This is a genomic window from Neobacillus bataviensis LMG 21833 (genome assembly GCF_000307875.1).
Classification (GTDB): Bacteria; Bacillota; Bacilli; order Bacillales; family Cytobacillaceae; genus Neobacillus; species Neobacillus bataviensis.
Genome location: NZ_AJLS01000036.1, coordinates 1 through 25184, shown reverse-complemented (window position 1 = coordinate 25184; position 25184 = coordinate 1). Strand labels below are relative to the sequence as shown.

24 protein-coding genes and 1 tRNA gene are annotated in these 25184 nt (G+C 39.0%); 12 read left to right on the top strand and 13 right to left on the bottom strand.

What is annotated here, in order from left to right:
* Position 1: 1 nt before the first annotated feature.
* The gene (hflX, locus tag BABA_RS04160; RefSeq protein WP_007083881.1) at positions 2-1261 is read right to left on the bottom strand and encodes a GTPase HflX; all 1260 of its coding nucleotides are present in this window, start codon (positions 1259-1261) and stop codon (positions 2-4) included.
* 191 nt (positions 1262-1452) lie between these two features.
* Here hflX and BABA_RS04155 point away from each other — a divergent pair, with 191 nt between their 5' ends.
* On the top strand, positions 1453-2058 hold the full coding sequence (locus BABA_RS04155; RefSeq protein ID WP_007083880.1) for a trimeric intracellular cation channel family protein: 606 nt from the start codon (positions 1453-1455) through the stop codon (positions 2056-2058).
* 32 nt (positions 2059-2090) lie between these two features.
* Here the strand turns inward: BABA_RS04155 and spoVK are convergent, their stop codons facing one another.
* The 3 genes from spoVK to miaA all read right to left on the bottom strand — a co-directional run bounded on the left by spoVK (position 2091) and on the right by miaA (position 4456).
* The gene (gene spoVK, locus BABA_RS04150) at positions 2091-3038 is read right to left on the bottom strand and encodes a stage V sporulation protein K (protein ID WP_007083879.1); all 948 of its coding nucleotides are present in this window, start codon (positions 3036-3038) and stop codon (positions 2091-2093) included.
* Between the two features lie 204 nt (positions 3039-3242).
* Positions 3243-3473: an RNA chaperone Hfq gene (gene hfq / locus BABA_RS04145; RefSeq protein ID WP_007083878.1), complete on the bottom strand. Its 231-nt coding sequence runs from the start codon at positions 3471-3473 to the stop codon at positions 3243-3245.
* 29 nt (positions 3474-3502) lie between these two features.
* Entirely contained in the window at positions 3503-4456 is a 954-nt protein-coding gene (miaA, locus tag BABA_RS04140; protein ID WP_007083877.1) for a tRNA (adenosine(37)-N6)-dimethylallyltransferase MiaA, read from the bottom strand.
* Positions 4457-4762: 306 nt separating this feature from the next.
* Between miaA and mreBH the strand changes: the two genes are divergently transcribed.
* Positions 4763-5770 (top strand): rod-share determining protein MreBH, encoded by a 1008-nt coding sequence (gene mreBH, locus BABA_RS04135; RefSeq protein ID WP_007083876.1) that lies wholly within the window; start codon positions 4763-4765, stop codon positions 5768-5770.
* Positions 5771-5836: 66 nt separating this feature from the next.
* On the opposite strand, the gene mutL is transcribed toward mreBH, so the two are convergent.
* Positions 5837-7726 (bottom strand): DNA mismatch repair endonuclease MutL, encoded by a 1890-nt coding sequence (mutL, locus tag BABA_RS04130; protein ID WP_007083875.1) that lies wholly within the window; start codon positions 7724-7726, stop codon positions 5837-5839.
* Between the two features lie 12 nt (positions 7727-7738).
* Positions 7739-10339: a DNA mismatch repair protein MutS gene (gene mutS, locus BABA_RS04125; RefSeq protein WP_007083874.1), complete on the bottom strand. Its 2601-nt coding sequence runs from the start codon at positions 10337-10339 to the stop codon at positions 7739-7741.
* Between the two features lie 196 nt (positions 10340-10535).
* Here mutS and BABA_RS04120 point away from each other — a divergent pair, with 196 nt between their 5' ends.
* Together BABA_RS04120 and BABA_RS04115 are read left to right on the top strand one after the other, a co-directional pair.
* Positions 10536-11279, top strand: coding sequence for a YwaF family protein (locus tag BABA_RS04120; RefSeq protein WP_007083873.1), 744 nt, complete (start codon positions 10536-10538; stop codon positions 11277-11279).
* 62 nt (positions 11280-11341) lie between these two features.
* Positions 11342-11415 (top strand) — tRNA-Arg (locus BABA_RS04115).
* 104 nt (positions 11416-11519) lie between these two features.
* Here the strand turns inward: BABA_RS04115 and BABA_RS04110 are convergent.
* Positions 11520-12047, bottom strand: coding sequence for an ECF transporter S component (locus BABA_RS04110; protein WP_007083872.1), 528 nt, complete (start codon positions 12045-12047; stop codon positions 11520-11522).
* Positions 12048-12197: 150 nt separating this feature from the next.
* Here BABA_RS04110 and pdxR point away from each other — a divergent pair, with 150 nt between their 5' ends.
* The 4 genes from pdxR to BABA_RS04090 all read left to right on the top strand — a co-directional run bounded on the left by pdxR (position 12198) and on the right by BABA_RS04090 (position 16239).
* Entirely contained in the window at positions 12198-13595 is a 1398-nt protein-coding gene (gene pdxR, locus BABA_RS04105) for a MocR-like pyridoxine biosynthesis transcription factor PdxR (RefSeq protein WP_007083871.1), read from the top strand.
* 207 nt (positions 13596-13802) lie between these two features.
* Complete coding sequence (locus BABA_RS04100) at positions 13803-14789, top strand: NADPH:quinone reductase (protein ID WP_007083870.1); 987 nt, start codon at positions 13803-13805, stop codon at positions 14787-14789.
* Between the two features lie 207 nt (positions 14790-14996).
* Positions 14997-15755, top strand: coding sequence for a YheC/YheD family protein (locus BABA_RS04095; protein WP_007083869.1), 759 nt, complete (start codon positions 14997-14999; stop codon positions 15753-15755).
* Between the two features lie 226 nt (positions 15756-15981).
* Positions 15982-16239, top strand: a complete 258-nt coding sequence (locus BABA_RS04090; protein ID WP_007083867.1) for a hypothetical protein — start codon at positions 15982-15984, stop codon at positions 16237-16239.
* Between the two features lie 344 nt (positions 16240-16583).
* Here BABA_RS04090 and BABA_RS27965 read toward each other — a convergent pair whose 3' ends face one another.
* The 3 genes from BABA_RS27965 to BABA_RS04075 all read right to left on the bottom strand — a co-directional run bounded on the left by BABA_RS27965 (position 16584) and on the right by BABA_RS04075 (position 19572).
* The gene (locus BABA_RS27965; RefSeq protein ID WP_007083866.1) at positions 16584-17093 is read right to left on the bottom strand and encodes a hypothetical protein; all 510 of its coding nucleotides are present in this window, start codon (positions 17091-17093) and stop codon (positions 16584-16586) included.
* 237 nt (positions 17094-17330) lie between these two features.
* A complete protein-coding gene (locus tag BABA_RS04080) occupies positions 17331-18293 on the bottom strand; it encodes an aldolase catalytic domain-containing protein (RefSeq protein ID WP_007083865.1) in 963 nt (320 codons plus the stop codon).
* Positions 18294-18465: 172 nt separating this feature from the next.
* Positions 18466-19572 (bottom strand): AI-2E family transporter, encoded by a 1107-nt coding sequence (locus tag BABA_RS04075; protein ID WP_007083864.1) that lies wholly within the window; start codon positions 19570-19572, stop codon positions 18466-18468.
* Positions 19573-19773: 201 nt separating this feature from the next.
* Here BABA_RS04075 and BABA_RS04070 point away from each other — a divergent pair, with 201 nt between their 5' ends.
* From BABA_RS04070 to BABA_RS04060, 3 genes are all read left to right on the top strand, one after another.
* On the top strand, positions 19774-20166 hold the full coding sequence (locus BABA_RS04070) for a hypothetical protein (RefSeq protein WP_007083863.1): 393 nt from the start codon (positions 19774-19776) through the stop codon (positions 20164-20166).
* Between the two features lie 328 nt (positions 20167-20494).
* Positions 20495-20686 carry a hypothetical protein gene (locus BABA_RS04065; protein ID WP_007083862.1) on the top strand — a complete coding sequence of 64 codons (192 nt, stop codon included), beginning with the start codon at positions 20495-20497 and terminating at the stop codon, positions 20684-20686.
* 7 nt (positions 20687-20693) lie between these two features.
* Positions 20694-20969, top strand: coding sequence for a hypothetical protein (locus BABA_RS04060; RefSeq protein ID WP_007083861.1), 276 nt, complete (start codon positions 20694-20696; stop codon positions 20967-20969).
* Between the two features lie 149 nt (positions 20970-21118).
* Here BABA_RS04060 and BABA_RS25945 read toward each other — a convergent pair whose 3' ends face one another.
* Positions 21119-22003, bottom strand: a complete 885-nt coding sequence (locus BABA_RS25945) for an SCO family protein (protein ID WP_007083860.1) — start codon at positions 22001-22003, stop codon at positions 21119-21121.
* Between the two features lie 156 nt (positions 22004-22159).
* A complete protein-coding gene (locus BABA_RS25940) occupies positions 22160-23071 on the bottom strand; it encodes a thermonuclease family protein (protein ID WP_007083859.1) in 912 nt (303 codons plus the stop codon).
* Between the two features lie 153 nt (positions 23072-23224).
* On the opposite strand from BABA_RS25940, the gene BABA_RS04040 reads away from it, so the two are divergent.
* Positions 23225-23857 carry a LysE family translocator gene (locus tag BABA_RS04040; protein WP_007083858.1) on the top strand — a complete coding sequence of 211 codons (633 nt, stop codon included), beginning with the start codon at positions 23225-23227 and terminating at the stop codon, positions 23855-23857.
* 108 nt (positions 23858-23965) lie between these two features.
* Here BABA_RS04040 and BABA_RS04035 read toward each other — a convergent pair whose 3' ends face one another.
* Entirely contained in the window at positions 23966-24757 is a 792-nt protein-coding gene (locus BABA_RS04035) for an ABC transporter ATP-binding protein (protein ID WP_007083857.1), read from the bottom strand.
* Between the last annotated feature and the right edge of the window lie 427 nt (positions 24758-25184).

The window sequence follows — 25184 nt, the reverse complement described above, 5'->3', positions numbered from 1 at the left end:
TCTATATGTTAAATTTCTGTAATTGCCCTGTAATTTGATGATCTTTCAGCGCAAAACCTTTGCAGCGATAGCATTGACCTTCTTCTTCAAACGTGAGTTCCCTTAAGATGGTTTCATTTTTTAATTGCGAGAGCAGCTTACCTGCTGTCGAAGGAACCTGAACCTCGAATGGAGTCATTAGTTCAATGATTACCCTTTCCATCTTCTCTTTTAATGCATGACGATCTTTTTCATCAAAAGCACTGATAAAAGCAGTCGGCGTATCGGCAGTTGGAACAAAATCAGGATGCTGTAGATCCTTTTTATTATAAACGGTTAACTGTGGAATATCTTTTACTTCTAAATCATCAAGCAGCTTCTTTACCGTCTTTTCATGTTGAAAATAATCCGGGTTCGACATATCGACCACGTGGAGGAGCAAATCCGCTTCCTTTACCTCCTCAAGCGTCGAGCGAAATGCCGCTATAAGTGATGTTGGCAGGTCTTGAATAAAACCAACGGTATCGGTAATCAACGAGATGAATCCACTTGGTAAAATTAATTTACGTGTCATCGGATCAAGGGTCGCAAACAATTGATTTTCTTCATATGATTCTGCTTCGGATAATCGATTAAAAAGGGTTGATTTTCCGGCATTTGTATAGCCGACAATCGCAATTTGAAAAGTTTTGTTTTTCTTTCTTCTTTCCCGGTAGCGATCGCGATGCTGAACAATGACCGATAGCTGGGTTTTAATATCATCAATTCTGCGGCGGATGTGCCGGCGATCCGATTCTAACTTCGTTTCCCCGGGACCCCTTGTTCCTATCCCTGCACCAAGTCGTGATAACGCAATCCCTTGACCAGCAAGCCGCGGCAGGATGTATTGCAGCTGTGCAAGTTCAACTTGGAGTTTCCCTTCTTTGGAACGGGCCCTTTGAGCAAAAATATCTAATATGAGCTGGGTACGGTCAATAATCCGTGCATTTACCTGGGATGACAGATTTCGCTTTTGACTTGGAGAAAGTTCATCATTAAAAATGACAATATCTGCATCAAGTTCATCAACCAGCGCATTTAGTTCCTCCACTTTCCCTTTTCCTATATAAGTTGCCGGATGAACCCGATCCCGTTTTTGGATAACCGAAATCAACACTTCGGCCTGAGCGGTTTCCGTTAACGAGCCTAACTCTTCCATCGAATAATGAAAACGTAAATCATCATTATTATTGGTTTGGCAGCCAACAAGAATCGCTTTCTCTTTCGTTTCCTTTTGTTCCAAAAAACATCCTTCCTTCCCAAATGAGCTCTACTATTCATCATATCAAAAAACTGCCTTAATCACTAATTTCCCCATAAAAAAGTGATTGTAATTTTCAACTTACATGTTAAAATATTAATGTTTGTAATAAAACGTTTTTTACTATTGTTATAGTGTTTTTATATGGATCAACGAGGAGAAATCAGATAAACATGACATGGGAAGTACTGAGTATGATTGGCACGATTGCCTTTGCCGTCAGCGGCGCAATTGTGGCCATGGAAGAGGAATATGATATTTTAGGAGTTTACATATTAGGCATTGTCACTGCTTTTGGCGGCGGGGCAATTCGAAACCTGTTAATCGGCGTACCGGTTTCCGCCTTATGGGAACAAGGTTTATTTTTTCAAATTGCCCTGTTATCGATTACTGCTGTGTTTTTATTTCCAAGCAATCTTCTTAAGCACTGGCAAAAATGGGGAAACCTGTTCGATGCCATTGGCTTATCCGCTTTCGCTATCCAAGGCGCCATGTATGCTGCCAACATGAATCACCCGCTAAGCGCCGTGATTGTTGCAGCGGTCATGACTGGGATTGGCGGCGGGATTATCCGTGATTTATTAGCCGGAAGAAAACCGATTGTCTTAAGGGCTGAAATTTATGCTGTATGGGCAATTTTTGCTGGCTTGATAATCGGACTTAAAATTGCCACGCACCCTTGGGAAATGTATACACTCTTTGCATTAGTTACCAGTTTGCGGGTCCTATCTTATACCTTTGATTGGAAGCTGCCAACCCGAAAGCTTAGAGCACATTAAAAAATCGACGGATTCCTCATCCGCCGATTTTTTTAATCTTCCTCAAATACCAAATCATTGCTTCTTAGGGTCATCAATTCATGCCTGTCATAGCTATTTAACATTAACAACCTCATCGCCTGCGCCCGAACTGATTTTTCAATCACATTGCGAACGTATCTTCCATTTGAAAAACTATTTGGATTTAACACAGCCTTCACCCAAATTAAATGATCCCGTAATTTTTTTTCGGCCTCATGACTAAACGTGTATTCCCTTTCATTCAACATTCTGCCCGCAATATCCATCAACTGTTCAATATTATAGTCAGGGAAATCAATCACCAACGGAAAGCGAGAATGAAGACCGGGATTTAAGGTTAAAAAATAATCCATTTCACGTGAATATCCAGCAAGAATTAAGATAAATTCATGTTGCTTATCCTCCATATGCTTTACCAATGTATCAATGGCCTCTTTGCCAAAATCCTTTTCCCCTCCACGTCCTAATGAATAGGCCTCATCAATAAACAGAATTCCTCCTTGTGCCTTTTTAATCAAGTCCCTCGTCTTTTGTGCTGTATGACCAATATATTCACCAACAAGATCGGCACGCTCTGCTTCAATTAAATGACCCTTTGTCAAGACATTCATTTTTTGAAACAGCTTTCCAATTATCCTGGCTACGGTTGTTTTGCCCGTTCCTGGATTCCCTTTAAACATCATATGAAGGGCTTGCTTCCGTGCCTTCAACCCCATCTCCTCGCGCTTTTTGTTCACATAAATCCAGGCATAAATTTCCTTTATCATGCGTTTCATTTCTTCCATGCCAACCAAAGACCCAAGCTCCTCTTCGATTTCCTTTAGGGCCGCGTGTTCAGGAGGAATGTCCTTTGGAACAACTTGAAAGTCAGGTAACTCCTTTGTTACAGTTTTTTTCTTTTGTGAATTAAGAACAACTCTTATTTGGCCGTTGCTTTTCATTCGGAATGGTTGATCCAAAGCTATCACCTCTCATTCTGCAAACAGTATACGTAAGGTAGCAAGTTTTAAGCTACTCAGAAGTGTATTCGTTTAGACAAAATCCTTCATTCTATATGTATTCACAAATATTGAAATTCATTAAAAAGAATTTTTTGTGAAAGTTGCATTCTTCGAAAAATAAAAAGAGTCCACATGGTGTGGACTCCGATTTAGACGAATAGGTTATTGATTATCTAATTCAAGCTGGACATTTCTTTGTGGCGCAAAGGTTGAAATGGCATGCTTAAATACCAATTGCTGTTTCCCCTCTGATTCAAAAAGAACGGTAAAATTATCAAAGCCCTTAATTTGCCCTCTTAATTGAAAACCGTTTAAAAGGAACACCGTTACGTGGGTGTTGTCTTTACGGCACTGGTTTAAGAATTGGTCTTGAATATTAATGGTTGTTTTCATTTGTATATCCTCCTCTTTAATCTCTACTACTATGTATTCGATTTTAGTTGAAGCTTTCCTTCAACATAATGTGAAATTTCCGCTATTTTTTTTGAGAAATTATTCACATCCGTCATGTCATACCATTGTACATCCATTTTGTTCCGAAACCAAGTCAATTGCCTTTTGGCATATCTTCTTGAATTTTGTTTTAAATTTTCTACAGCTTCCTCCAATGGAATTTTCCCATCCAAATAGTCATAAATTTCTTTGTACCCGATTGCTTGAACCGATTGACAGCCGCGTAGACCCTGTTGATGCAAGCCGGTTACTTCCTTTAAAAGACCTTCATCTAGCATCAAATCAACACGAGTATTGATCCGTTCATAAAGTTTTTCCCGATCCATTGTCAAGCCGACAAGTGCCGTATTATACAAAAGGTCTCGCTGTTGTGTGCTTTGGAATTCATGCATCGTCTTCCCTGTTAGATGGAATATTTCAAGGGCACGAATCACCCTTCTAACATTATTTGGATGAATTTGGGCAGCACTTTCTGGATCCACCTCTTGTAGTTCTTTGTAAAGTGCTTCATTACCTATTTCTTTTACTTTTTCCTCTAGTTTATGGCGGAATGCTTCATTTCCGGGAACATCGGAAAATTGATAATCATAAATGACGGACTGGATATACAATCCTGTCCCGCCGACAATGATGGGAAGCTTTCCCTTTTTGGCAATCTCATTTATTCTATCCCGAACAAGATGTTGAAATTCAGCAACGGAAAAATTTTCTGAAGGCTCCTTGATATCGATTAAATAGTGAGGAATCCCATCCATTTCATTCTTCGTGACCTTTGCTGTCCCGATATCCATTCCCCGATAAATTTGCATCGAATCTCCGCTAATAATTTCACCATTATACTGTTTGGCCATTTCGATACTTAATTTTGTTTTTCCTACTGCGGTCGGGCCAATGATTACCAATAAATTTTGTTTCGAATCCACTATTTTCACACTGCCTTATTCCATTTTCAGCGAATTGGGGTTCTAGTATCCCTTCTCCACTATTCTATCGTACCACATAATTTAAAAAGCAGTTGAACATCAATTAAGTATGGACAAAAATTTATTTTTCTATGCGTTTTTGATGATATATTTAGATATCCATTTATGTCACAAAGATGTGAAATATTTCTTGTAAGGTTACAATTCAATAACGGTTCATTTACAAACGGCTCTTCACCCCCACATTCATGTTAGGCTTATTCGTAGTGTATTTTGAATGATAAAAATGAGGAATAAGGTGAAAAAATGCTTTCAACTTTTGAAATTGGAATTGATTTAGGAACAGCAAATATATTAGTGTATAGCAAAAACAAAGGAATCACCCTAAACGAGCCATCCGTTGTGGCCATCGATACAGAAACAAAAAATGTAGTGGCCGTTGGGCTTGAGGCAAAAGAAATGATCGGAAAAACACCGGAAAAAATCATGGCCATCCGCCCTTTAAAGGATGGAGTCATTGCTGATTTTGATGTAACAACTGACATGTTGAAGCACGTAATGAAAAAGGCATCTAAAAAAGCAGGCTTCGCGATTCGTAAACCGAATGTGGTCGTATGTATTCCATCAGGTTCAACAAGTGTGGAACGAAGAGCCATCCATGATGCCGTAAGAAACGCTGGTGCTAAAAAAATCTCCTTGATTGAAGAACCAGTAGCGGCAGCAATTGGCGCGGGCTTACCTGTTGACGAACCGGTTGCCAATGTCGTGGTTGACATCGGCGGCGGCAATACCGAGGTTGCGATTATTTCCTTCGGCGGTGTGGTGGCCTGTCATTCGATTAAAGTCGGCGGCGACCGCCTCGATGATGAAATCATTCAATATGTGCGCAAAGAATATAATTTGTTAATCGGTGAGCGAACAGCGGAAAATATAAAAATAGAAATTGGGTATGCCCTTATTGACCATGAGGAACTTTTCATGGATGTTCGCGGTCGTGATCTTGTAACTGGTTTGCCAAAAACTATTAAATTATCTTCCTACGAAATTCGTAAAGCCATAAAGGAATCACTTTTGCAAATTTTGGAAGCCATTAGGGCTACGCTCGAAGACTGTCCTGCTGAGCTTAGCGGGGATATTGTTGACCGTGGTGTTATTTTAACTGGCGGCGGTGCCCTATTGAATGGAATGGAAAAATGGCTTAGTGAAGAAATTGTAGTTCCGGTTCAGCTTGCACAAAGCCCGCTAGAATCTGTGGCGATTGGAACCGGACAAGCATTGCAATATATGAGCAAGTTGCATGCTTTAGTAAAATAATGAGGATATAACAAAAGGCTGAAAGGGACATTTGCCCTTCAGCCTCTTTTTGTGACCAACAATTAATTACATCACCCGTTTAAACATCTTTTCCATTTCATAAACACTATAATGCACGATGATCGGTCTTCCATGCGGACAGGTAAAAGGATCAGAAGCCTTCCGTAAATCGTCCAGCAATGCTTGGATTTCATCGTTCCGCAAATGGCGGTTCGCTTTAATTGATGCTTTACAGCTCATCATGATCGCCGCTTCTTCTCGGAGCTTTTTGATATCAACTTTTTTCATTGATAATAGCTGCTCAATCATGTCTTCAATAATCTGCTTTTCATCCCCTTTTGGAAACCATTGGGGATGAGAGCGGACAATGAAGCTATTCATGCCGAATTCCTCAAGAAATACGCCGACGTTTTCAAGCTCATTTAAATTCTCCATTATTTTCACATATTCATCTGTTGAATATTCAAACGTAATCGGAACGAGCATTTCCTGTAGTTCAGATTGAACCTGTCCCACTTTTTCCCGAAAATACTCATACTTCATCCGTTCCTGTGCCGCGTGCTGGTCGATGATATATAAGCCATTTTCATTCTGGGCAAAAATATATGTCCCGTGCATTTGCCCGATTGGATAAAGACGTGGAATCCTGCTCTCAGATTGATCACTAGTTGAATTAATTGACAGCTTTTGATCAATTGGATCCATCTTGGATTCTACGACTTGTTCATCTGTTTCAAAAAACGGCATTGGTGATTGCCAAGCCACTCTTTCTTCATCCATTTCCGATCTTACAGGAATCGTTTCCACTGGCGAAACCGATAATGTTCTAGATTCCCGAACAGTTTGCATGGGAACAGACCATTCCCTTTGAATTTCTTTCGTACTTGAAGTTCCTTCATCCAAAATGAACGATGTCTGTTCCGATCTGACTTCTTCTTTTTTCATATGAGTGTAGGCTGTCGGTATTAAGATCTTCGATTTAAAAGTATCCTTAATAATAGTAGTAACTAGCTCATCCAGCTCTGCTTCCTTACTAATCCGAACCTCCATTTTCGATGGGTGGACGTTTACATCCACTAATAGTGGATCCATCTCAATATTCAGGAGCACAATCGGAAATCTGCCAATCGGCAGCAAGGTATGGTAGCCTTCCTGTATCGCTTTTGCCAACGGATAATTTTTAATAAAGCGGCCATTGATCATCGTCGAAATATAATTTCTTGACGCCCTAGTTACTTCAGGCATCGAAGCAAAGCCGCTGATTTTATAATCAAGCGACTGCCCCTGGATTGGAACAAGCTGCTTGGCAATCGCCATCCCGTAAATCGACGCGAGAACCTGACGAACATCACCGTTTCCGTTTGTTTGCAACAGTTTCCGTTCATTATGAATTAAACGAAAGGCCACCTCGGGATGGGATAGGGCTAGCCGGTTGACGACATCTGTAATATTCCCAAGTTCTGTGTGAATTGTCTTCATGTACTTTAAGCGTGCAGGCGTATTGAAAAATAAATCGGTTATTGTGAGATCGGTACCGCGTCTAGCCGAAGCTTTTTCAAACACTTCTACCTTCCCGCCCTCAATCACCACTCTATTTCCGGCACCTTCCCCCGTAGAGGTCTTCATTTCAAGCCTTGATACCGATGCAATACTTGGCAATGCCTCACCTCGGAATCCAAGGGTGCGGATGCGGAATAAATCATTTTCATCCTTGATTTTACTAGTGGCATGGCGGTGGAAGGCGATTAACACATCCTCTTCATCAATTCCGTATCCGTTATCGGTAATGCGAATTTTGGCAAGTCCCGCTTCCTCAACCTCAATTTCAATGACAGTACTGCCAGCATCAATCGCATTTTCAACAAGTTCTTTTACAACGGAGGCGGGGCGTTCAACCACTTCCCCCGCCGCTATTTTATTGGATAGGGCATCATCTAATTGGATTATCTTTCCCATCGCCTATACCCCCTACTTTAACTTTTTCTGGAGCTCAAACAACACATTAATCGCATGGAGTGGAGTAACATCTAATAAATCTAATTCTTTTATTTTCTCTAACACTCGTTTTTCTTTCGAAGTGAGATCGTGCTTCTTTGGCTCATTCGGTTCATCAAAAAATGACAGCTGCGCCGGCTGCTCTTGCGGTTTTTCTTTGATTATTTCTGCCGTTTTAGCTGGAACAGCTGGTACATCTGACTGTTCTAATGCGGTTAAAATTTCATTTGCCCTACTGATTAATTCCGCAGGCAATTCCGCAAGCTGTGCCACATGGATTCCGTAACTCTTGTCAGCTGGTCCCTCTTTAATTTTATGAAGAAAGACGACCTTGCCATTATGTTCAATGGCACTGACATGAATATTTTTCAACTTTGAAAGCTCTTCATTCAATACAGTTAACTCATGATAATGGGTAGAAAATAATGTTTTCGCCCCAATCCGCTCATGAATATACTCAATTATTGCCTGCGCTAGTGCCATTCCATCATAGGTGGATGTTCCCCTGCCAATTTCGTCAAACAAAATTAAGCTGTTTTGTGTTGCGTTCGTAATCGCATTTTTTGCTTCTAACATTTCAACCATGAACGTACTTTGGCCAGAAATTAAATCGTCGGCCGCACCAATCCGAGTGAATACCTGATCGAAAATCGGCAGAACGGCTTCAGATGCTGGTACATAACAGCCGATTTGCGCTAAAATGGCGGTCAAGGCTACCTGACGCATGTACGTACTTTTACCGGACATATTCGGCCCCGTAATCAGCAAGACTTCACGATCGCTATCCATCTGGCAGTCGTTGGGTACATACTCCTGGGAGTTTAACACTTTTTCAACAACAGGATGACGTCCGTCCTTAATAGCTACACTCCGTTCCATTGAAAACTGCGGTTTCACATAGCGGCGCTCCTCACTGACTTGCGCAAAACATTGCAGGACATCCAGCTCACTGACTGTTTTCGCCAATGCCTGTAAGCGAGGAATCTGCTCCTTCACAATCTCGCGGATTTCAGTAAACAAATCGTATTCAAGCACACCGCATTTTTCTTCCGCCTGTAAAATTAACGCTTCTTTTTCTTTTAAAGCAGGGGTAATAAAGCGTTCAGCATTCGTTAATGTTTGCTTGCGCTCATACTGCCCTTCTTCCAAAAGATGCAGGTTTGCACGCGTAACTTCAATATAATAGCCAAAAACGCGGTTATAACCAACTTTCAATGATTTAATCCCTGTTTTTTCACGCTCTTCACGCTCAAGCTGGGCAATCCAAGTCTTTCCGTTTCGGCTGGCATCACGATATTGATCAAGCTGAGCATGATAGCCATCACGAATCATATTCCCCTCTTTTAAAGATAATGGAGGATTTTCAACAATCGCCTGCTCTAACAAATCGGTAACCTCTTCACAAGGATCAAGGTCTGAAGCGATTTTTTTTACTTCTTCATTCTGCATCTGCTGCAGGATTTCTTTTAAAAATGGTACCTGCAGTAAGGAGCGCTTTAATTGCACTAAATCACGGGCATTGACATTTCCAAAGGCTACCCGACCTGCTAATCGCTCCAAATCGTATACTTCCTTTAATTTTTCCCGAAGCTCCTGACGTTCAAAATATTGATTCATCAACACTTCAACGATCGTTTGGCGATGCTCAATTTCGGCCTGATTAATTAACGGGCGGTCAATCCAATGCTTTAACATCCTGCCGCCCATGGCCGTCATCGTCTCATCGAGCAGCCATAATAATGAGCCCTTTTTTCCTTTGGAACGGATCGTCTCGGTTAATTCTAGATTGCGCTTTGAAAAATAATCAATTTTCATATATTGATGAATTTGATAGGTGGTAACTGGTTGTAGATGGTCAAGACTTCTTTTCTGCGACCGGTATAAATAGTTAAAAAGCCTTGCTGCTGTTTGCTTCAATTTATCTTGATTAAGGTCTTCGAGAAGATGAGAAAAATTCATATCTAGCGAACTATTATCCTCAATTGAAATGGCGAGGACATTACGCTCCTGCATTTTCTTTTGCAGATCCTCGTCAAAACTGCTTGCAACAACTACCTCTTTAGCATTCAAAACCGAAAGTTCATTCAATACATCATCAAAACTACTTGATAGCAAGGTTACTCTGCTTTCTCCCGTTGAGATGTCGTTATAAGCAAAACCATAGGTTTGATCGTCAAATGCAGTAATCGAGGCAATATAGTTATTCTCTTTATCATTTAACCCCTTGCCATCCATTACCGTTCCAGGTGTGATCAGCTGAACAACTTCGCGTCTTACCATGCCTTTGGTTTGTTTGGCGTCTTCCATTTGCTCACAAATCGCCACTTTGTACCCTTTTGAAATCAGTTGTTCAATATAGTTTGGAGCAGCATGATACGGAACACCGCACATTGGAATCTTGTCCTCTGAACCGCCATCACGGCTTGTTAAAGTTATCTCCAATTCTTGCGATGCCTTAATCGCATCGTCAAAAAACATTTCATAAAAATCGCCTAAGCGAAAAAATAAAAAGGCATCTTGATAATCTGCCTTAACGGTTAAATATTGCTGTATCATCGGCGTGTAAGCAGCCATAATGACCTCCACTATAAAATTCATTTCGAGTATCTTCGACAAACTATTATATCATACATGGATGGTATCAGGCATACATCGAATATTTTCCATAAGAAAGGAAATGGTTATATTTTTCAATAGAGTATTTAAAAGGAGTAAGAGGAGAATTTATCGAATATAATGTATAAAATCTGATAATATTGGAGGTTATTAAATGACAGGCTGGTTTGGCCGCAGTTACAAAAACTTTGATTTTGAAATGTTTTCAATCAGCCACTTTGTCATTATATCAATCTGTGTAGTGGTTTCAGTTTTACTATTTTTATTTAGGGAAAATTTGAAAACAGAAAAATGGCGGGCTGCTGAAATTGGGATTGCAATTTCGTTAATTTTAATAGAAGTAACTTATCATTTTTGGATGTTAATCAATGGCAGCTGGAATGTTAGTCATGCCATTCCACTGGAGCTATGTAGCATCAGCCTGATATTAACAGTGATTTTATTACTAACTAGGAAAAAAATAATATATGAAATTTTATTATTTACCGCTTTACTTGGCGCATCACAGGCATTATTTACTCCATTATTAAATTATGACTTCCCTCATTTTCGATTCTTTCACTTTTTTTATACCCATTTAATGATTATTTGGGTACCGCTCTACTTTACGTGGGCAAAAGGCTACCGGCCAACGATATGGTCTGTATTTAAATTGTTTATCTTTTTGAATATATTAATGCCAATTATTATAGTCATCAATAAACTAGTCGGCGGAAATTATATGTTCCTAAGCCACAAGCCTGACAGTGCAAGTTTATTAGATGTGCTTGGACCATACCCTTGGTATATTGTATCGATGGAAGGATTGTTACTTTCATTAGGTTTAATCGTTTGGGTCATTTTCAGGGAGAGGTCCGCTGTAAAAAAGGAAGCGTCCCGGGATGTTCTGTTCCAATAATTACATCTTTTTATTGACCTTTTTCGATTAACTGATTATAATAAATAACGTTCCTAATAAGTGTCCCGATAGCTCAGCAGGATAGAGCAACAGTTTCCTAAACTGTAGGTCGGAGGTTCGAATCCTCTTCGGGACGTAAAAAAGCCTTGAAAAACTTATCAAGGCTTTTTATTTTTGTTAAAAATATGCAAATAGCAAATTGTAGAAGATGAAAAGACCGGTCAGCGCCGGTCTTCAAAACTATATTGAATTAGTATGCCCAACCCTTTTCTTAAACCCATTTGCCAGTGGCACGACAATGATGCCGGCGATGACGAGCTGCATGATGTTACCTGGTATGGAACCGAACGGCTGGATCCAGTTACCAAAAAGGATGACTTCTGTAAAATAGTAGCCGACAACTTTGATAATCAGGGCAGCAGCCACTGCCAGTACATGTACGAAAACCTTTTTGCCGGGTATCTTTTCAGCAATAAGTCCAGCTACATATCCCATGGCACCAACGATAACAAACGTAAACGGAGCCCATAATGCCCATCCTGAAACAATATCAAACAGAGCCATTCCGAAGGCACCTACTATCGCACCTGTTTTTTTGCCAAAAACAAACGCGGCAATTAAAAGCGGCACATTGCCTAAATGAATCAGGCCCCCATTTCCCATCAGCGGCAGCCTGATGTTGATAAACATTGTAGCCAGGAATGTTAAAGTAATAAATAGTGCATTGAGAACCAGGATTCTCGTTTTGTTTTGTTCTGTCGTAAACATGTAAATCCCCCTCGTCATTTCAAGTGTTAGTGTTCAGTTTATTAAAAAGGAATCTCCTCTTCTTTAATGATTACTAGTATAATAAAATCTGACAATATAAAAAGTGTCACTTTTTAAAAAATCACCATGGTCAGAGAGGAGGAATCCCGAATGGATATGCTTATGTTTGAATTGAATAAAAACACAGCAAAACCCTTGTATGAACAGCTTTATGTTGGAATCAAAACTGCTATTATGAGCAAACAAATTGAAGTTGGTACGAAACTACCCTCCAAAAAAAAATTAGCCGATTTTTTAAACATCAGCCAAACAACTATTGAAGTTGCCTATGCCCAGCTGATTGCAGAGGGCTTTATTATGTCAAAACCGCGGATTGGTTTTTTTGTAGAGGATATTAATGAATTACCATATATCGATACAGAACAGGTAGAGTTGCCTGTAGAGGACTCGGAGGACAAAATAATCAAATTTGACTTTCACCCCGGAAAAATCGATACAGACTCCTTTCCTTTTTCACAGTGGAGGAAATATGCTAAAGATTTATATGATCATCCATCAAAAGAGTTGTTACAGATTGGAGAACCCCAGGGTGAATATATGTTACGGACTGAAATAGCAAAATACCTTTATCAATCGCGGGGGATTGTGTGTAAGCCGGAGCAAATTGTGATTGGTTCGGGAACGGAACAACTCCTTCCCATGATTTTAAGGCTGCTTGAAAATAATTCAAACTTCGCCCTCGAGAATCCCGGATATTCGGCAATCCCTAGAATTCACTTGCAAAATAAAGCGATCCCAATTCCGGTTGATGAAGATGGATTGATTGTGGATGAACTTGAAGAAACAAATGCGAATGTGGTTTACATTACGCCTTCCCACCAATTTCCTACCGGTGCGATCCTTTCCGCAACAAGAAGAACACAGCTATTGCATTGGGCAGCAAAAGCTGAAAATCGCTATATTATCGAAGACGATTACGACAGTGAATTCCGTTACACCGGAAAACCCATTCCCGCATTACAAGGGATGGACCAAAACTATAAGGTTATTTATCTGAGTACTTTTACCAAGTCATTAATGCCATCATTGCGAGTGGCGTATTTTGTTTTGCCCACAACATTGCTGAAAAAATATAAGGAATCATTCAGTTATTATTCAGCGACTGTCCCGAGATTCGACCAGCATATTGTAGCCAGCTTCATGAGAGACGGCAATTTTTCAAAACACTTAAATCGCATGCGGAAAATTTACCATAAAAAACTTGATAAACTGACCCATATCTTTAAAACGTATTATTCTGAAGTCATCATCACCGGAGACCATGCCGGGATGCACATTTTAATTTCCCTCCCCCTGCAAAAAAGTGAAAATGAGTTAAAAATAATCGCGGCAGAAAGCTCTATCGCCATTTACCCTGTAACCGATTACCTGTTAAAGCCAGTAGAATATAAGTATCCAACATTTTTGTTAGGGTTTGGCGGCATCCCATTTGGGAAAATTGAGGAAGGCATTCACCAATTAATGCAATGCTGGGGCATAACAAAATAATTAAAGAGCTAGTTAAAGTATTTTTATGTTGGCTATCTTTTTTATTAAGTATTTAGACAATGAGTGGTTCTTCCAAAAATCAATTTGATTAGCCAAAAAAGAAATAACCAAAATTTCAAATTCACATTTTGCCTAAAAGGTTTTTTTTGCCAAGAAGATAGTCTATCATTAAGAAGAAATGATTTTACATAAACAGGGGGAAGCCGAATGAAAGCTATTCAAATGTCGTCCTTTGGGGAACCTGAAGTGTTAAAACTGGTAGAAGTTGAAGAACCAGTACCTGGAGAAAACGAAATCCGTGTAAAGCTTTATTATGCCGGGGTAAATCCAGCTGAAACGTATATACGGGCAGGAGGTTATGCCTTTTTCAATCCGGAGCTGCCATATATCCCCGGATTTGATGGCTCAGGTGTAGTGGATGAGGTTGGTTCCGGTGTTACTAGGCTCAAGACCGGCGACCGTGTATTTGTCGCTTCAGCATTGGCAAAAAGAAAAACGGGAACATATGCGGAAAAAGTAGTTTGTGATGTCACTGCCGTGCATAAATTGCCGGAATCGTTAAGCTTTGAACAAGGTGCAGCACTTGGCATCCCTGTCACTGCTGCCTATCGCGCACTTTTTCACCGGGCACATTTAAAACCAGGTGAAACGGTATTGATCCATGGTGCTTCCGGTGGTGTAGGGATCTTGGCTTTACAACTGGCAAAATATGTTGGCGCACAAGTAATCGGAACTGCCGGCACAGAAGAAAATATGGAAATAGTAAGAAAATCCGGTGCCGATGCAGTCCTTAACCACAATCAAGCTGATTATTTGAAGGAAATCCCTTCCATTACAAACGGTGCAGGAGTTGATGTTATTATTGAGATGCTGGCCAATGTAAATCTGGAAGAAGACGTAAAGCTGATCAACAAGTATGGACGGATAGTCATAGTAGGCAACCGCGGATCATTGGATTTCAATCCACGCCTAATCATGGCCAAAGAAGCGGATATCTTCGGCATGGCCGTATGGAATGCACCATTGGACGAATACAATGAAAGTTTAGTTGCTGTTGAAGCGGCTCTGAAAATGGGTGGACTACAACCATTCGTAGGAACAATACTGCCGCTGGAAGAAGCGGCCAAAGCACATACCCAGATTGTAAGCAGCAAAGCCAATGGGAAAATGGTATTGGAAATCGCAAAAAACTAATGTGATTGAAGATACAACACATTCTTAAACGGTAGGTCGGAGGTTTGTATCCTCTTTGGGACGTAATGTTAAATCCCGTAAATGTTGTTTAACAACGTTTACGGGATTTTTTATTTTATCGAACAATTACCAATTAACCCGTACCTGTCAAATGAATTTGAATAAAGTGAATAGAAAAAGTATTTTTTGTGAAAGAGGTGAAAAACGTTGGTTCAAAAAGTAGGGAAACTGGAACAGTATAAACTTTTAAACTCTAGTCAAATAAACCCCCTATACATTCCAGCAACTGCTGAATATTCACTGGAAAATTTACATCTTTTCTTAACTAAATTTAACGTAGTGTATATTAAACACGCTACTTCCGGCCAAGGACGAGGGGTTTTCAAGCTCACTAAGGGGAAAAAACAAATCCATACCCTTGACGGTTTTTCTATCCATGGAAAGGCTATAAATCAAGAGCTCACAATTAAACAGATTCATAGGCAATTACAACCATTTGAAAGATTGGGGAGATTAAGCCCTTATATTATTCAGGAAGGGATTCAAAGCGTAACTAAAAGTGGACAACCTTTTATTATTCGTGTTCATGTTCAATGTGTCAAAGGTGATTGGCAGGTTAGCGGCATGCTCGGAACGATTAGCTTTGGACAGCTTGAGAAAAGTGGAATCGTAAATAGAAGCCGTGGCTCACAGAATTTATCTATACAAGAACTGTTGAATCATCATCTTAGATTGAATCCTGAAGAGGAAAGAGGTTTTTTAGAAAAAATAAGAGTTGTTTCCATTGAGGTTTCTAAAACAATAGCAAGCGAATACCCAACTAGAGAATATGGATTAGATGTTGGGGTCGACACGAATCTAAACCCGAAGATTTTTGAAGTAAACACCACTCCAGGTATTGCAGGATTTTACTATGTCGATCAGCAGATTTGGCACCATATTATTGAAAATCGTAAGAGCCGTTAATTTCCGTCGATTGATTTTGTCGTTTCCATTGGATTATTTAGAGAACAGATATAAATCAATTTAGTATGATCTGTGACTGTAGATAAAATTGCATCAATATTAAATTGGTACCCATGGTCAAGGGGGATAGGTATCACTTTAAACTTGAACATTTCAGGTTACTTCTTCACATGTTTTATTTTTTGAACATAGGATATTTTACAGATTATTATAGGGGGAAATTCGAGTGCCTAGTATTGTTAATATAGGATTGTTGAATGTTAATTCTCCCCAACCAAGCGCCGCAGTTTTTGTTGGAGAAGGTATGGTAAATGGCATGGATGCAAACAGGAAATATAATTTAAACATGGGGGGGAACTATGGTATTAACAATCTAAATATAGGGAATATAAATAATATTGTAGATAGCTTTGAAGTGTTAGATGGGGTTATTTTTGATCAAGATTTTAAGCCAAATATTGGCGGTGTTGTCGGTAATGTATAAAGGGAAAATCAAGGTGTATCGTAAACACAAATAATCGGATCTATGCGAAACGCATAACAAGTAGCCGTATATCACGATTTTTTATCAAATATACGGCTTGTTTCAGTTATTTACTACATACTGACGGGACTGTTTTTGACCATTGTTTAGTTTATTTCTATTAAAGAAAAACTGAACGGATAGTTATTGATTGGAACGAACATTAGCTGCTCCGATGATTTAGCCGCTTCACTTGTTGGGAAAATAGTCATAGAAAATATAAAAAATGAGGCCGCTGATGAAAACACGACCTCATAACAAAAGATGACGAAAACGGAGAAAGACTTTCGTTTTCACCGCGCCCTTTAATCCACCTTTTTTACACTCGCAATTTTTACATCGGCATCCTCAATAATCGCATCCACCAGATCATTATCATTATTTACATTTAAATTACATACTGATTGATTTTGGTTCCCATAGGTACCTCCTTGCGCTTGGTTTACCTTCTCGTTTGCATCCATCCCCGTGATATGCCCTTCCCCAATCGATACCACGGCATTTTGCTCCATTGTATTTACATTAAAACTTTCAAAGGTTAGGTTTGATGTTTTTTCTGCACCTGGATTTTCAACAGAAATATTGATATCACGATCATCAATCGGGGTATCAATAAAATCCGGGTCATTTAAAATGTTTACATTTTGATATAGAAGATTGGAGTGTCCTCCAATTTCCCCAATTACATTATTTGCCTTTCCATGGGCACTCCAGCCCACCGCATTATTATGTTCGCCAATGAAAATGCCGGATTGCCGCTCCATAGACTGCACATTAATATTTCCGGCAAATTTAAATTCAAACGAATGGTTCATGTTCCTCACCACGCTTCACCATACATTTTTTCATTACATTACATTATGATTGATGCACTAGCATTGTGATGCCACCCACCCAAAGAAAATCATTAGACCTTAAGAGGTTTATTCTTTTTGTATTGAAAAACCATCCTAAACGAGTACATTCATTTTGAAATGAAGTAACATTCAATCTCCTAATATAGTGTGAATATAAAAAAAGTACCCTTTTCTATTAAGGTACTTTTAGCAATACTATCTATTTCGAACTGATGCCAAGGCAACTTCAGGTGATGTAACCTTGTCATAAAAATCTAAAAATTTATCACGATCGTCGCTTTCACGGTAAGCCATGGCGACACGTGGATGTTCATTCAGTACACCTGAAATCATATAAGGAATGATATAGCCCCATTCCCACTTTTGACGCATCTCAAGCATATGTTTTTCAATAATACCTAGAACTGGCTTGAGCTCATAGCTTGTTTTTGGTACATAGCTGACGAGAAGTTCTGTATGACAGTTACCAGCCGCACGACCCATACCGTAAACAGAGGAATCTAAGAAAGTTACCCCGTTTTTCATCGCAGAAAGTGTATTGGCGAACGCTAACTGCATGTTGTTATGCGTGTGAATTCCAAGCTGTTTATTAGGGATCATTTCCTTAAACTTTTTCACTTGATGCTCAATATCTGCGGGATCTAAACTTCCAAACGAATCAACGATATAGACCACATCTACAGGACTATTTCGTACTAATTCAAATGCTTCAATAAGTTTTTTTTCTGGAACACTTGATAAAGCCATAATGTTTAAGGAAGTCTCATACCCTAAATCATGAAACATTTGTACAAGTTCCAAGCCTTTGTCCACTTCTCGGATATAGCATGCTACACGAATCATATCCAAAACACTTTCTTCTCTTGGTAGAATGTCATTTGGATCTACACGCCCGATATCTACTAAAGCCGATAGCTTCGTGAACTTTTTCTCAGGAATAATTTCTTTCAAAAAGTTATCGTCAAGAAATCTCCATGGATTGGGTTCAGTTGCGTTAAGGAGCTTTGGCGAATTTTTATAGCCAATCTCCATGTATTCAACACCCGCTGCACTTAGGCCATTATATAAGTCCTGAACAAATTCGATACTGAAATCCCAATTATTAACCAAACCTCCATCACGTATGGTACAATCTAATATTTTGCAGCGTTGTTCCATGATGTAACCCCCTTGTTCCTCTTTTACTAATTTTTTAACTTTAACGCTTTTATTTATTAAAATCTTATTGTGTTTATATCATTTTTCATTAAATCGTGTCAATCTATTTTCCGAAATATTATAAAAGTCACTAAATTGTATTCGAATTACGAATTTTCATCTCTCTACAATATTATGTTTCCTCAACAATACTATTAGCTGCCCTCTTCCTCGCCCTTAAAAATTTCACCACATTTAAAACAATCGTTTTCGAAACTGCATAGGTCGGGACGGCTAATACCATTCCTAGTACGCCAGCAAGGTTTCCGGCTGCCAGCAATATAATGATGATGGTTGCTGGATGGGTATCCAGGGTTTTTCCAAGAATCAGCGGTGATAAAACATTCCCTTCGATTTGCTGTGCTATGACTATTACCAACACAACAAGCAAAGCCTTTGTCGGGGAATCGAAGAGTGCGATTAGTACTGCAGGTGCACCGCCTATGATCGGACCGACATATGGAATGATGTTGGTGAAGGCCACCGTCAGAGCCAATACGAGCGCAAAGGGCATGTCAATGATCAAGTAGCCAATGAATGCCAGTGTCCCCACAGCCAAAGCCACTGTCACCTGACCTTGAATGTAGGCCGAAAGCGTCTCTCCCGTTTCTTTTAAAATCGATAAGCTTTCTTCCCTGTACTCATTCGGAATAAATTTTCCAACCGCTGTCGGAAATTTGTGCCCGTCCTTAAACATGTAAAATAATAAAAACGGTACGGTGACTAAAATAATTGCAATATTAGCAATGACGCCAAAAATATTCCCAATTGCACCTGTAACCCGGTTTGGCAGGGTGTTTCCAAACTGCATTAACCTTTTTTGCATTGATTCAATTAAATCGCTTTGCTGGGTCATGAATCGTTTGAATTCCGACGAATGCGCCAGATTGTCAAAAAACTTCATGGTCTTATCAGCATAGACCGGGATTTCATTAGCAAGAGCCGTTACCTGCTTGGTAATAGCGGGTACCAAATTACCAAAGGCTAGTACCAGGATACCAGCAAAGACAATATAAATGATCAGGATGGCCGCTATTCTTGGTAGTTTCTGACGTTCCAGAAAATTCACAATTGGATTCAACATGAAAAATAAAAAGCCCGTAATCAATATTGGAAAGAAGATCGTGGAGAAAAAGATGCCAATCGGTGCAAACAAAAACGAAATTTTTGTTGAGACAAAAATGATGGTGAAGAAAAGTAAAATTTGAATCAACCAGAATTGTAATTTTGACTTTCGCAAAATGGGTACCTCTTATTCTTATGTATTTGATAAAAGTATATCAAACACAGTGTTACGGGCACAATATTTTCCATTGTAAAAAGGCCACTATCTTTGGATAGCAGCCTTCCTTTTTACTATGTTCAGCCCCTTGAATAAGAACTGCCTCACTCTCATATAGTTAAGAATGGGGTAGTCTACAGTTTCGAAAGGGGGGAGTTTATGTTTAAATTTTTTTCTTTAAAAAAGAAGAAACCAATTGAAAAAGATGAAAAAATAAACTCTCTGATTATAGAAAAATTAGACCGGATGATTGAGCTTTTGGAACAGCAGCCGCGGGAATCCACTGAAAACGGAAAGAATATTCATCTTGAACATGTTCAGATTGATCATCTAGAAAATATTATTTTTCGCTTAGATCATATCGAAATTGATGAGCTAAGCGGTAAGTTACTGATTGGAACGAATATTACCGGCTCAGATGACTTAGCCGTTTCACTTCTTGGGAAAATTGACAAGGAAAACACGAAAAAAGAGGCAGCTGACGAAGACATGACCTCACAGCAAAAGATGACAAAAACGGAGAAAGGCTTCCGTTTTCATAACGGCCAATAATCTTCCCTGTTTGACATTGGCGATTTTAACATCTCCATCCTCGATAATCGCATCCACCCTATCATGATTGTTATTTACATTTAGATTACATAACAATTGATTTTGATTCCCGTACGTACTTCCTTGCGCTTGGTTCACCTTCTTGTTAGCATCCTTCCCCGTTACATTCCGTTCCCCTATCGAAACCAAAGCATTTTGCTGCATTGTGATGACAGACTATTACAGAGAAATATTTGTGTCATTCGCCCAAGAATTTGAATAAACTAATAAGAAAATGGCTGGCTACGGTGTTGACAAGTTTTATTTTTATTAAAAAGGATGATACTGGATGAAACTTTCATTAGAGAATATCTCCATTACAAGCATAGGGAAATCTGCAGGGGTTTTCATTGGAAAAACTAATACCATTAAACAATTTCATCACGAAACAATCGTAAATGAAGTCATTGGAAGCGTATCAGGAAGTAAAAATAAGTTAAGTCAAAGTGTTTGGATTACAAACAAAATGAAGGAAGGATGAATCATACGTGGCATCCCCCATTCTTTCTCCTACATTTCATATCGGTACCATCAAAATCGGAAGCATTGAAGGAGCATCTTGCTTTAGTATTGGAAATAACTTCATTGAGGACTTTAAGAGCAATAAAAAACATTATCAGGGATTAGGAAATATTCACGGTGACAGCAACAACTTTTCTCATTCGACCGCCTCATTAACAAATCATGAACCCTCTCCAAAGCTGGAAGAGAACAACGACGATGCCTCCCTGAATGAAAATTCACAAAAACAGACCCTTAAATAAAAAGGGTTTTTCTTTTGTAGAAAAAAACCATTCAAACTGAGGGAAAAATCCTCGTGTAGAATGGCCGTAAAAAGCTTTTATATATTTCCGCCTAAATTTGGCTTGAAACCCTGATCCATGATATGGAAGAAAAACAATAACGGTTTTCCTTATCCGTTTGCAGTTACAACCTGCAGCAATTCATTACGGTCAATATAACTGCCAGTGAATTCATGTGTTAACTTCCCGTTTTTATTAAAAATAAAGGTTTTGTTATCATGTAGTACCTCATTGTCCTTTTTCTCAAAATTTACCTCTAATGTACTGGTCAATTTTTGAATATCACTCATGTCCCCAGTCAACAATTTTACAAAGGCCATATCAAAATTCATTTTCTGTGCGTGCTCTTTCATTGCTTCAGGCGTATCGTTTTCCGGATCAAGTGAAACAGAAACAAGGACGAGATTATCTGTGTTACTACCTTTCGACTTGAGATCCTGCTGCAGGTTACTGAAGTTGCCCAATAATATTGGGCAGGCATTAGGATCAATGCAGTTTACATAAGTAAAGGTCATCACCACTGTTTTTCCCAAGAGATTCTGTTTCGACACTTTGTTCCCATTTTCATCGATTAAGTTGAAATCGGGGAGCGTGACATCTTTTGAAACCTTATGAGCATTTTCTGCGGTTTTCACCTCAACCGAAAACTGTTTTTCTTCCTCAAATTTATCTCCGTCATGTTCGACAAAGATATTAGCCACCCAGTCGCCATTCATCGGTAAATCAGCTGTCCCAATATATTTTCCATCACCAATGTCTTCAGCGGTTACAGAAATGGTTCCATGATCCATATTTTTCATATTTAAATTAGCGCTTACCATAGCACCTTCAACGGGATTACCCTCCTTATCATTTATTTTAATTTGCATTGCGTAAGGTTTTCCCGGAGTATACGTTTTTGATGCTGAAAGCTTTACGTTTAAATTATTCGATGCCCCACATCCGGTACTTAAAATTATTAAAAGACTTATGATGAAAACAGATATTTTTTTCATGTAATGTCCAACCTTTCAAGTTATTCTACCAAGATAATTACATCTATTTTCACTTTATCCTTCTATCATCGTTTTATCTGTGAAGTTGTTCACGTTTTTTCTTTCCATAAAAAAAGATTCATGAACATGTCATGAATCTTTTAACCGATATACTTATTATTGTTCACATGCCCAGTTATCCTTATCACGATCATGCCTAGATTCGTAGGCGGGATGTGTGGATGGAACACCCTTTGGATATACTTTTCTCATCTCAGTGCAATTTTTAAAAGATTCTTTACTAGTGTTCGAAGATCCGCTGTCAGGAGTTGTACCGCCAGAGGTATTTCCACTTGATGGGGAGGATCCTGTGCTGCTCTTTTGTCCGGAATCTAGATCACCTTTTGTTGTACCTTGTTCGCCGAAGGCCCATAATCCCTTACTGGCCGTCCTTGCCTCACGGGCAAATTTCACAAAATACTCGCTATATTTCACATCAGGTGGATAGGTGGAGGGTTCAGCGTAACCATTTAACACTAAATCAGCATTGTACATTTTCGTACGAATTTCATTTTCGTCCATATCATTTGTCGGCACACTTAACCAAACAATTCTGAGCAAGCGGCTGTACCTGTCCGTTTCTGATACATCCTTTTGGATCCATACCTGTTTTCCATTCAGCTTTGAGGTTGTATAATTGCTTGCTTCTTTGCCATATTCCTCATGCCTTGTGGTTGATTCTGGTGTATTCACGCCTACTAAACGGACTTTCCTTCCATCAGAGGTGACAAAGGTATCACCATCGACAACTCTACCAACCGTTATCAGCTCTAACCCCATACTCTTTGCCAATTCTTCTTGCGACTGCTTTGAAGCTACTTGTTTCTCCCGGTTCTCCTTTTCTACTTTGTCTTTTTCTTCTATTACTCCTTCTTTCTCTTCTTTAGCTTTTACTTTAGCATCTTTATTCTCTGATACTACTTTCACCTGGTCAGTATGTTTCTCTACAGATGGATCTAAGCACGCTGCGGCTAATACCATGGAAGAAATTATTCCCACCGCGATAAGCAGCACTTTTGCAAATTTCATATTCCACATTCTCCCCTTTACAAACTCCCTCCCATTATACCTATAATCAAGTTGTTTTTGTAAAAAATCATCTCTTTATATACATAATCGCTTCCAATTATGTTAAATTAGTAACAACTGAATTTTAAAAATAATCTGAAAGGGGCTGTTCGTTTGCAGCATTATTATTTATTTATCCTGATGTGTATTCTTCTCATTATTTTACCCGGGCCAGATACCGCGATGACTACAAAGAATACATTAGCAGTGGGCAGGTCTGGCGGCATGAAAACCCTTTTTGGAACATGCTGCGCCCTATTAATTCATACTTTTGCCGCAGTTGTCGGGCTATCTGCCATTATTGTAAAATCAGCATTTTTATTTTCTATTTTTAAATATGCTGGTGCCATTTATTTAACGTACATTGGCTTTAAAACACTATGGTCATTGAAGAACAATGAAGCTGCCGCAAGCGTTGAGGCAAATGGGGAAAATAAATACGGAAAACAATCATGTTTCCGTCAAGGGTTTCTCACCAATCTCCTTAATCCAAAGGTAGCGATCTTCTTTTTAACCTTTTTACCACAATTTGTGGACAGAGGAAGTGACACCTTTTTTCCATTTCTAATAATGGGCATCACCTATACAGTGCTTACGCTATTTTGGTTCATTCTATTTATCCATTTAATCAATCAAATCAGCGCATTTATGAAAAAGCCATCCACCCAAAAAGTGGTTCAAGGAATAACCGGGATAGCCCTGCTCGGTTTTGGCCTAAAACTAGCCCTTGAAAAATCTCGCACATAACGGGCAGAGAAAGCACCATTTACACCTTGGAAGGAGTAAAAAGGGTGTCAGGCACCAAACCAAAAGCAGAACCAAACAAAAAGGACCTCATTTGAAGTCCTTTTTTCTTTACTGTTCTATTGTTTGAAGTTTTGATAGCATTGGCCGATTATTTTCCCAAAAGACTTGAACAGGAAGACCGAAGAATGTACTCAGCTGTTCACTTGAGATCATGGTATTTGTATTTCCTTTTGCAAAAACTTGTCCATCCTTCAACAGCAAAGTTTTATTAAACACAGGTAATATTTCTTCGACATGATGGGTGACATAAATCAATGTTGGCGCTCCCGGGCTCTTAGCCATTTTTTCAATTGATTCTAACAGCTGCTCACGAGCAATAAAATCCAGACCGTTTGTCGGCTCATCTAGTATTAGCAATAAAGGGTCTGACATCAATGCACGGGCAATTAAAACACGCTGCTTTTCACCTTGGGATAATGTTTCATAATTTCTGTTGGCATATTCTATACATCCCAGATTCTCCAGAAGGCTGATAGCCTTACTCCTGATTTCATCCGTTGGTGTTTCGTATAGACCGATAGAAGCAAAGGCACCGCTTAAAACAACCTCAAATGCATTATCACTTGGATAAAACTTCTCTTGCAGTGAAGATGATACAAAGCCAATCTGCTTTCGAAGCTTCTCACTAAGATAGGTTTTGCCAAATTTCATTCCTAAAATCGTTATTTTTCCTTCAGTTGGGAAGTTGTAGGCATTTACTAAATTTAATATAGCAGTCTTCCCGGAGCCATTTAAGCCAAACAAAACCCAGTTTTCTCCTTTTTTTATATCCCACTGTATATCCTGTAGGATCCAATTTCCGTTGCGTCTCAAAGAGACATGTTCAAGCTGAACAACCATTTTATGGCTCCTTTCAATTTTCAGAAGAGTATTTTAATATTTTTATAATATCAAATTTTTCAAAAGGTTAATCATATAATAGCTCAAAAAAAAGAAAGAAACCCATTAAAAATTATCAGGTTCTGTTTTGAGGTGCAAATAGCAAAATAAAGCTATAAATATAATAGGTTTTAACACCTTAAATATCATCACAATTGAATACTAAATTAGAATAGAAATGCGAAGGCAAAATGAACATAAAAGGTTCCGTTTTCGGGTGCTTCCTTAGTAGTTGTGGGATCAGGTTAAGCACCCAAGCTTATTAATAGACGGACAAATTCCGCTTAATAAGTAAATAGCATAGAAAATAGCTTAAACAGACGGAGAGATTCCGCCTATTGACTCGAAAAACGCAAAAATTGGATATTTTGGTCTTCTGTCAAGAAAG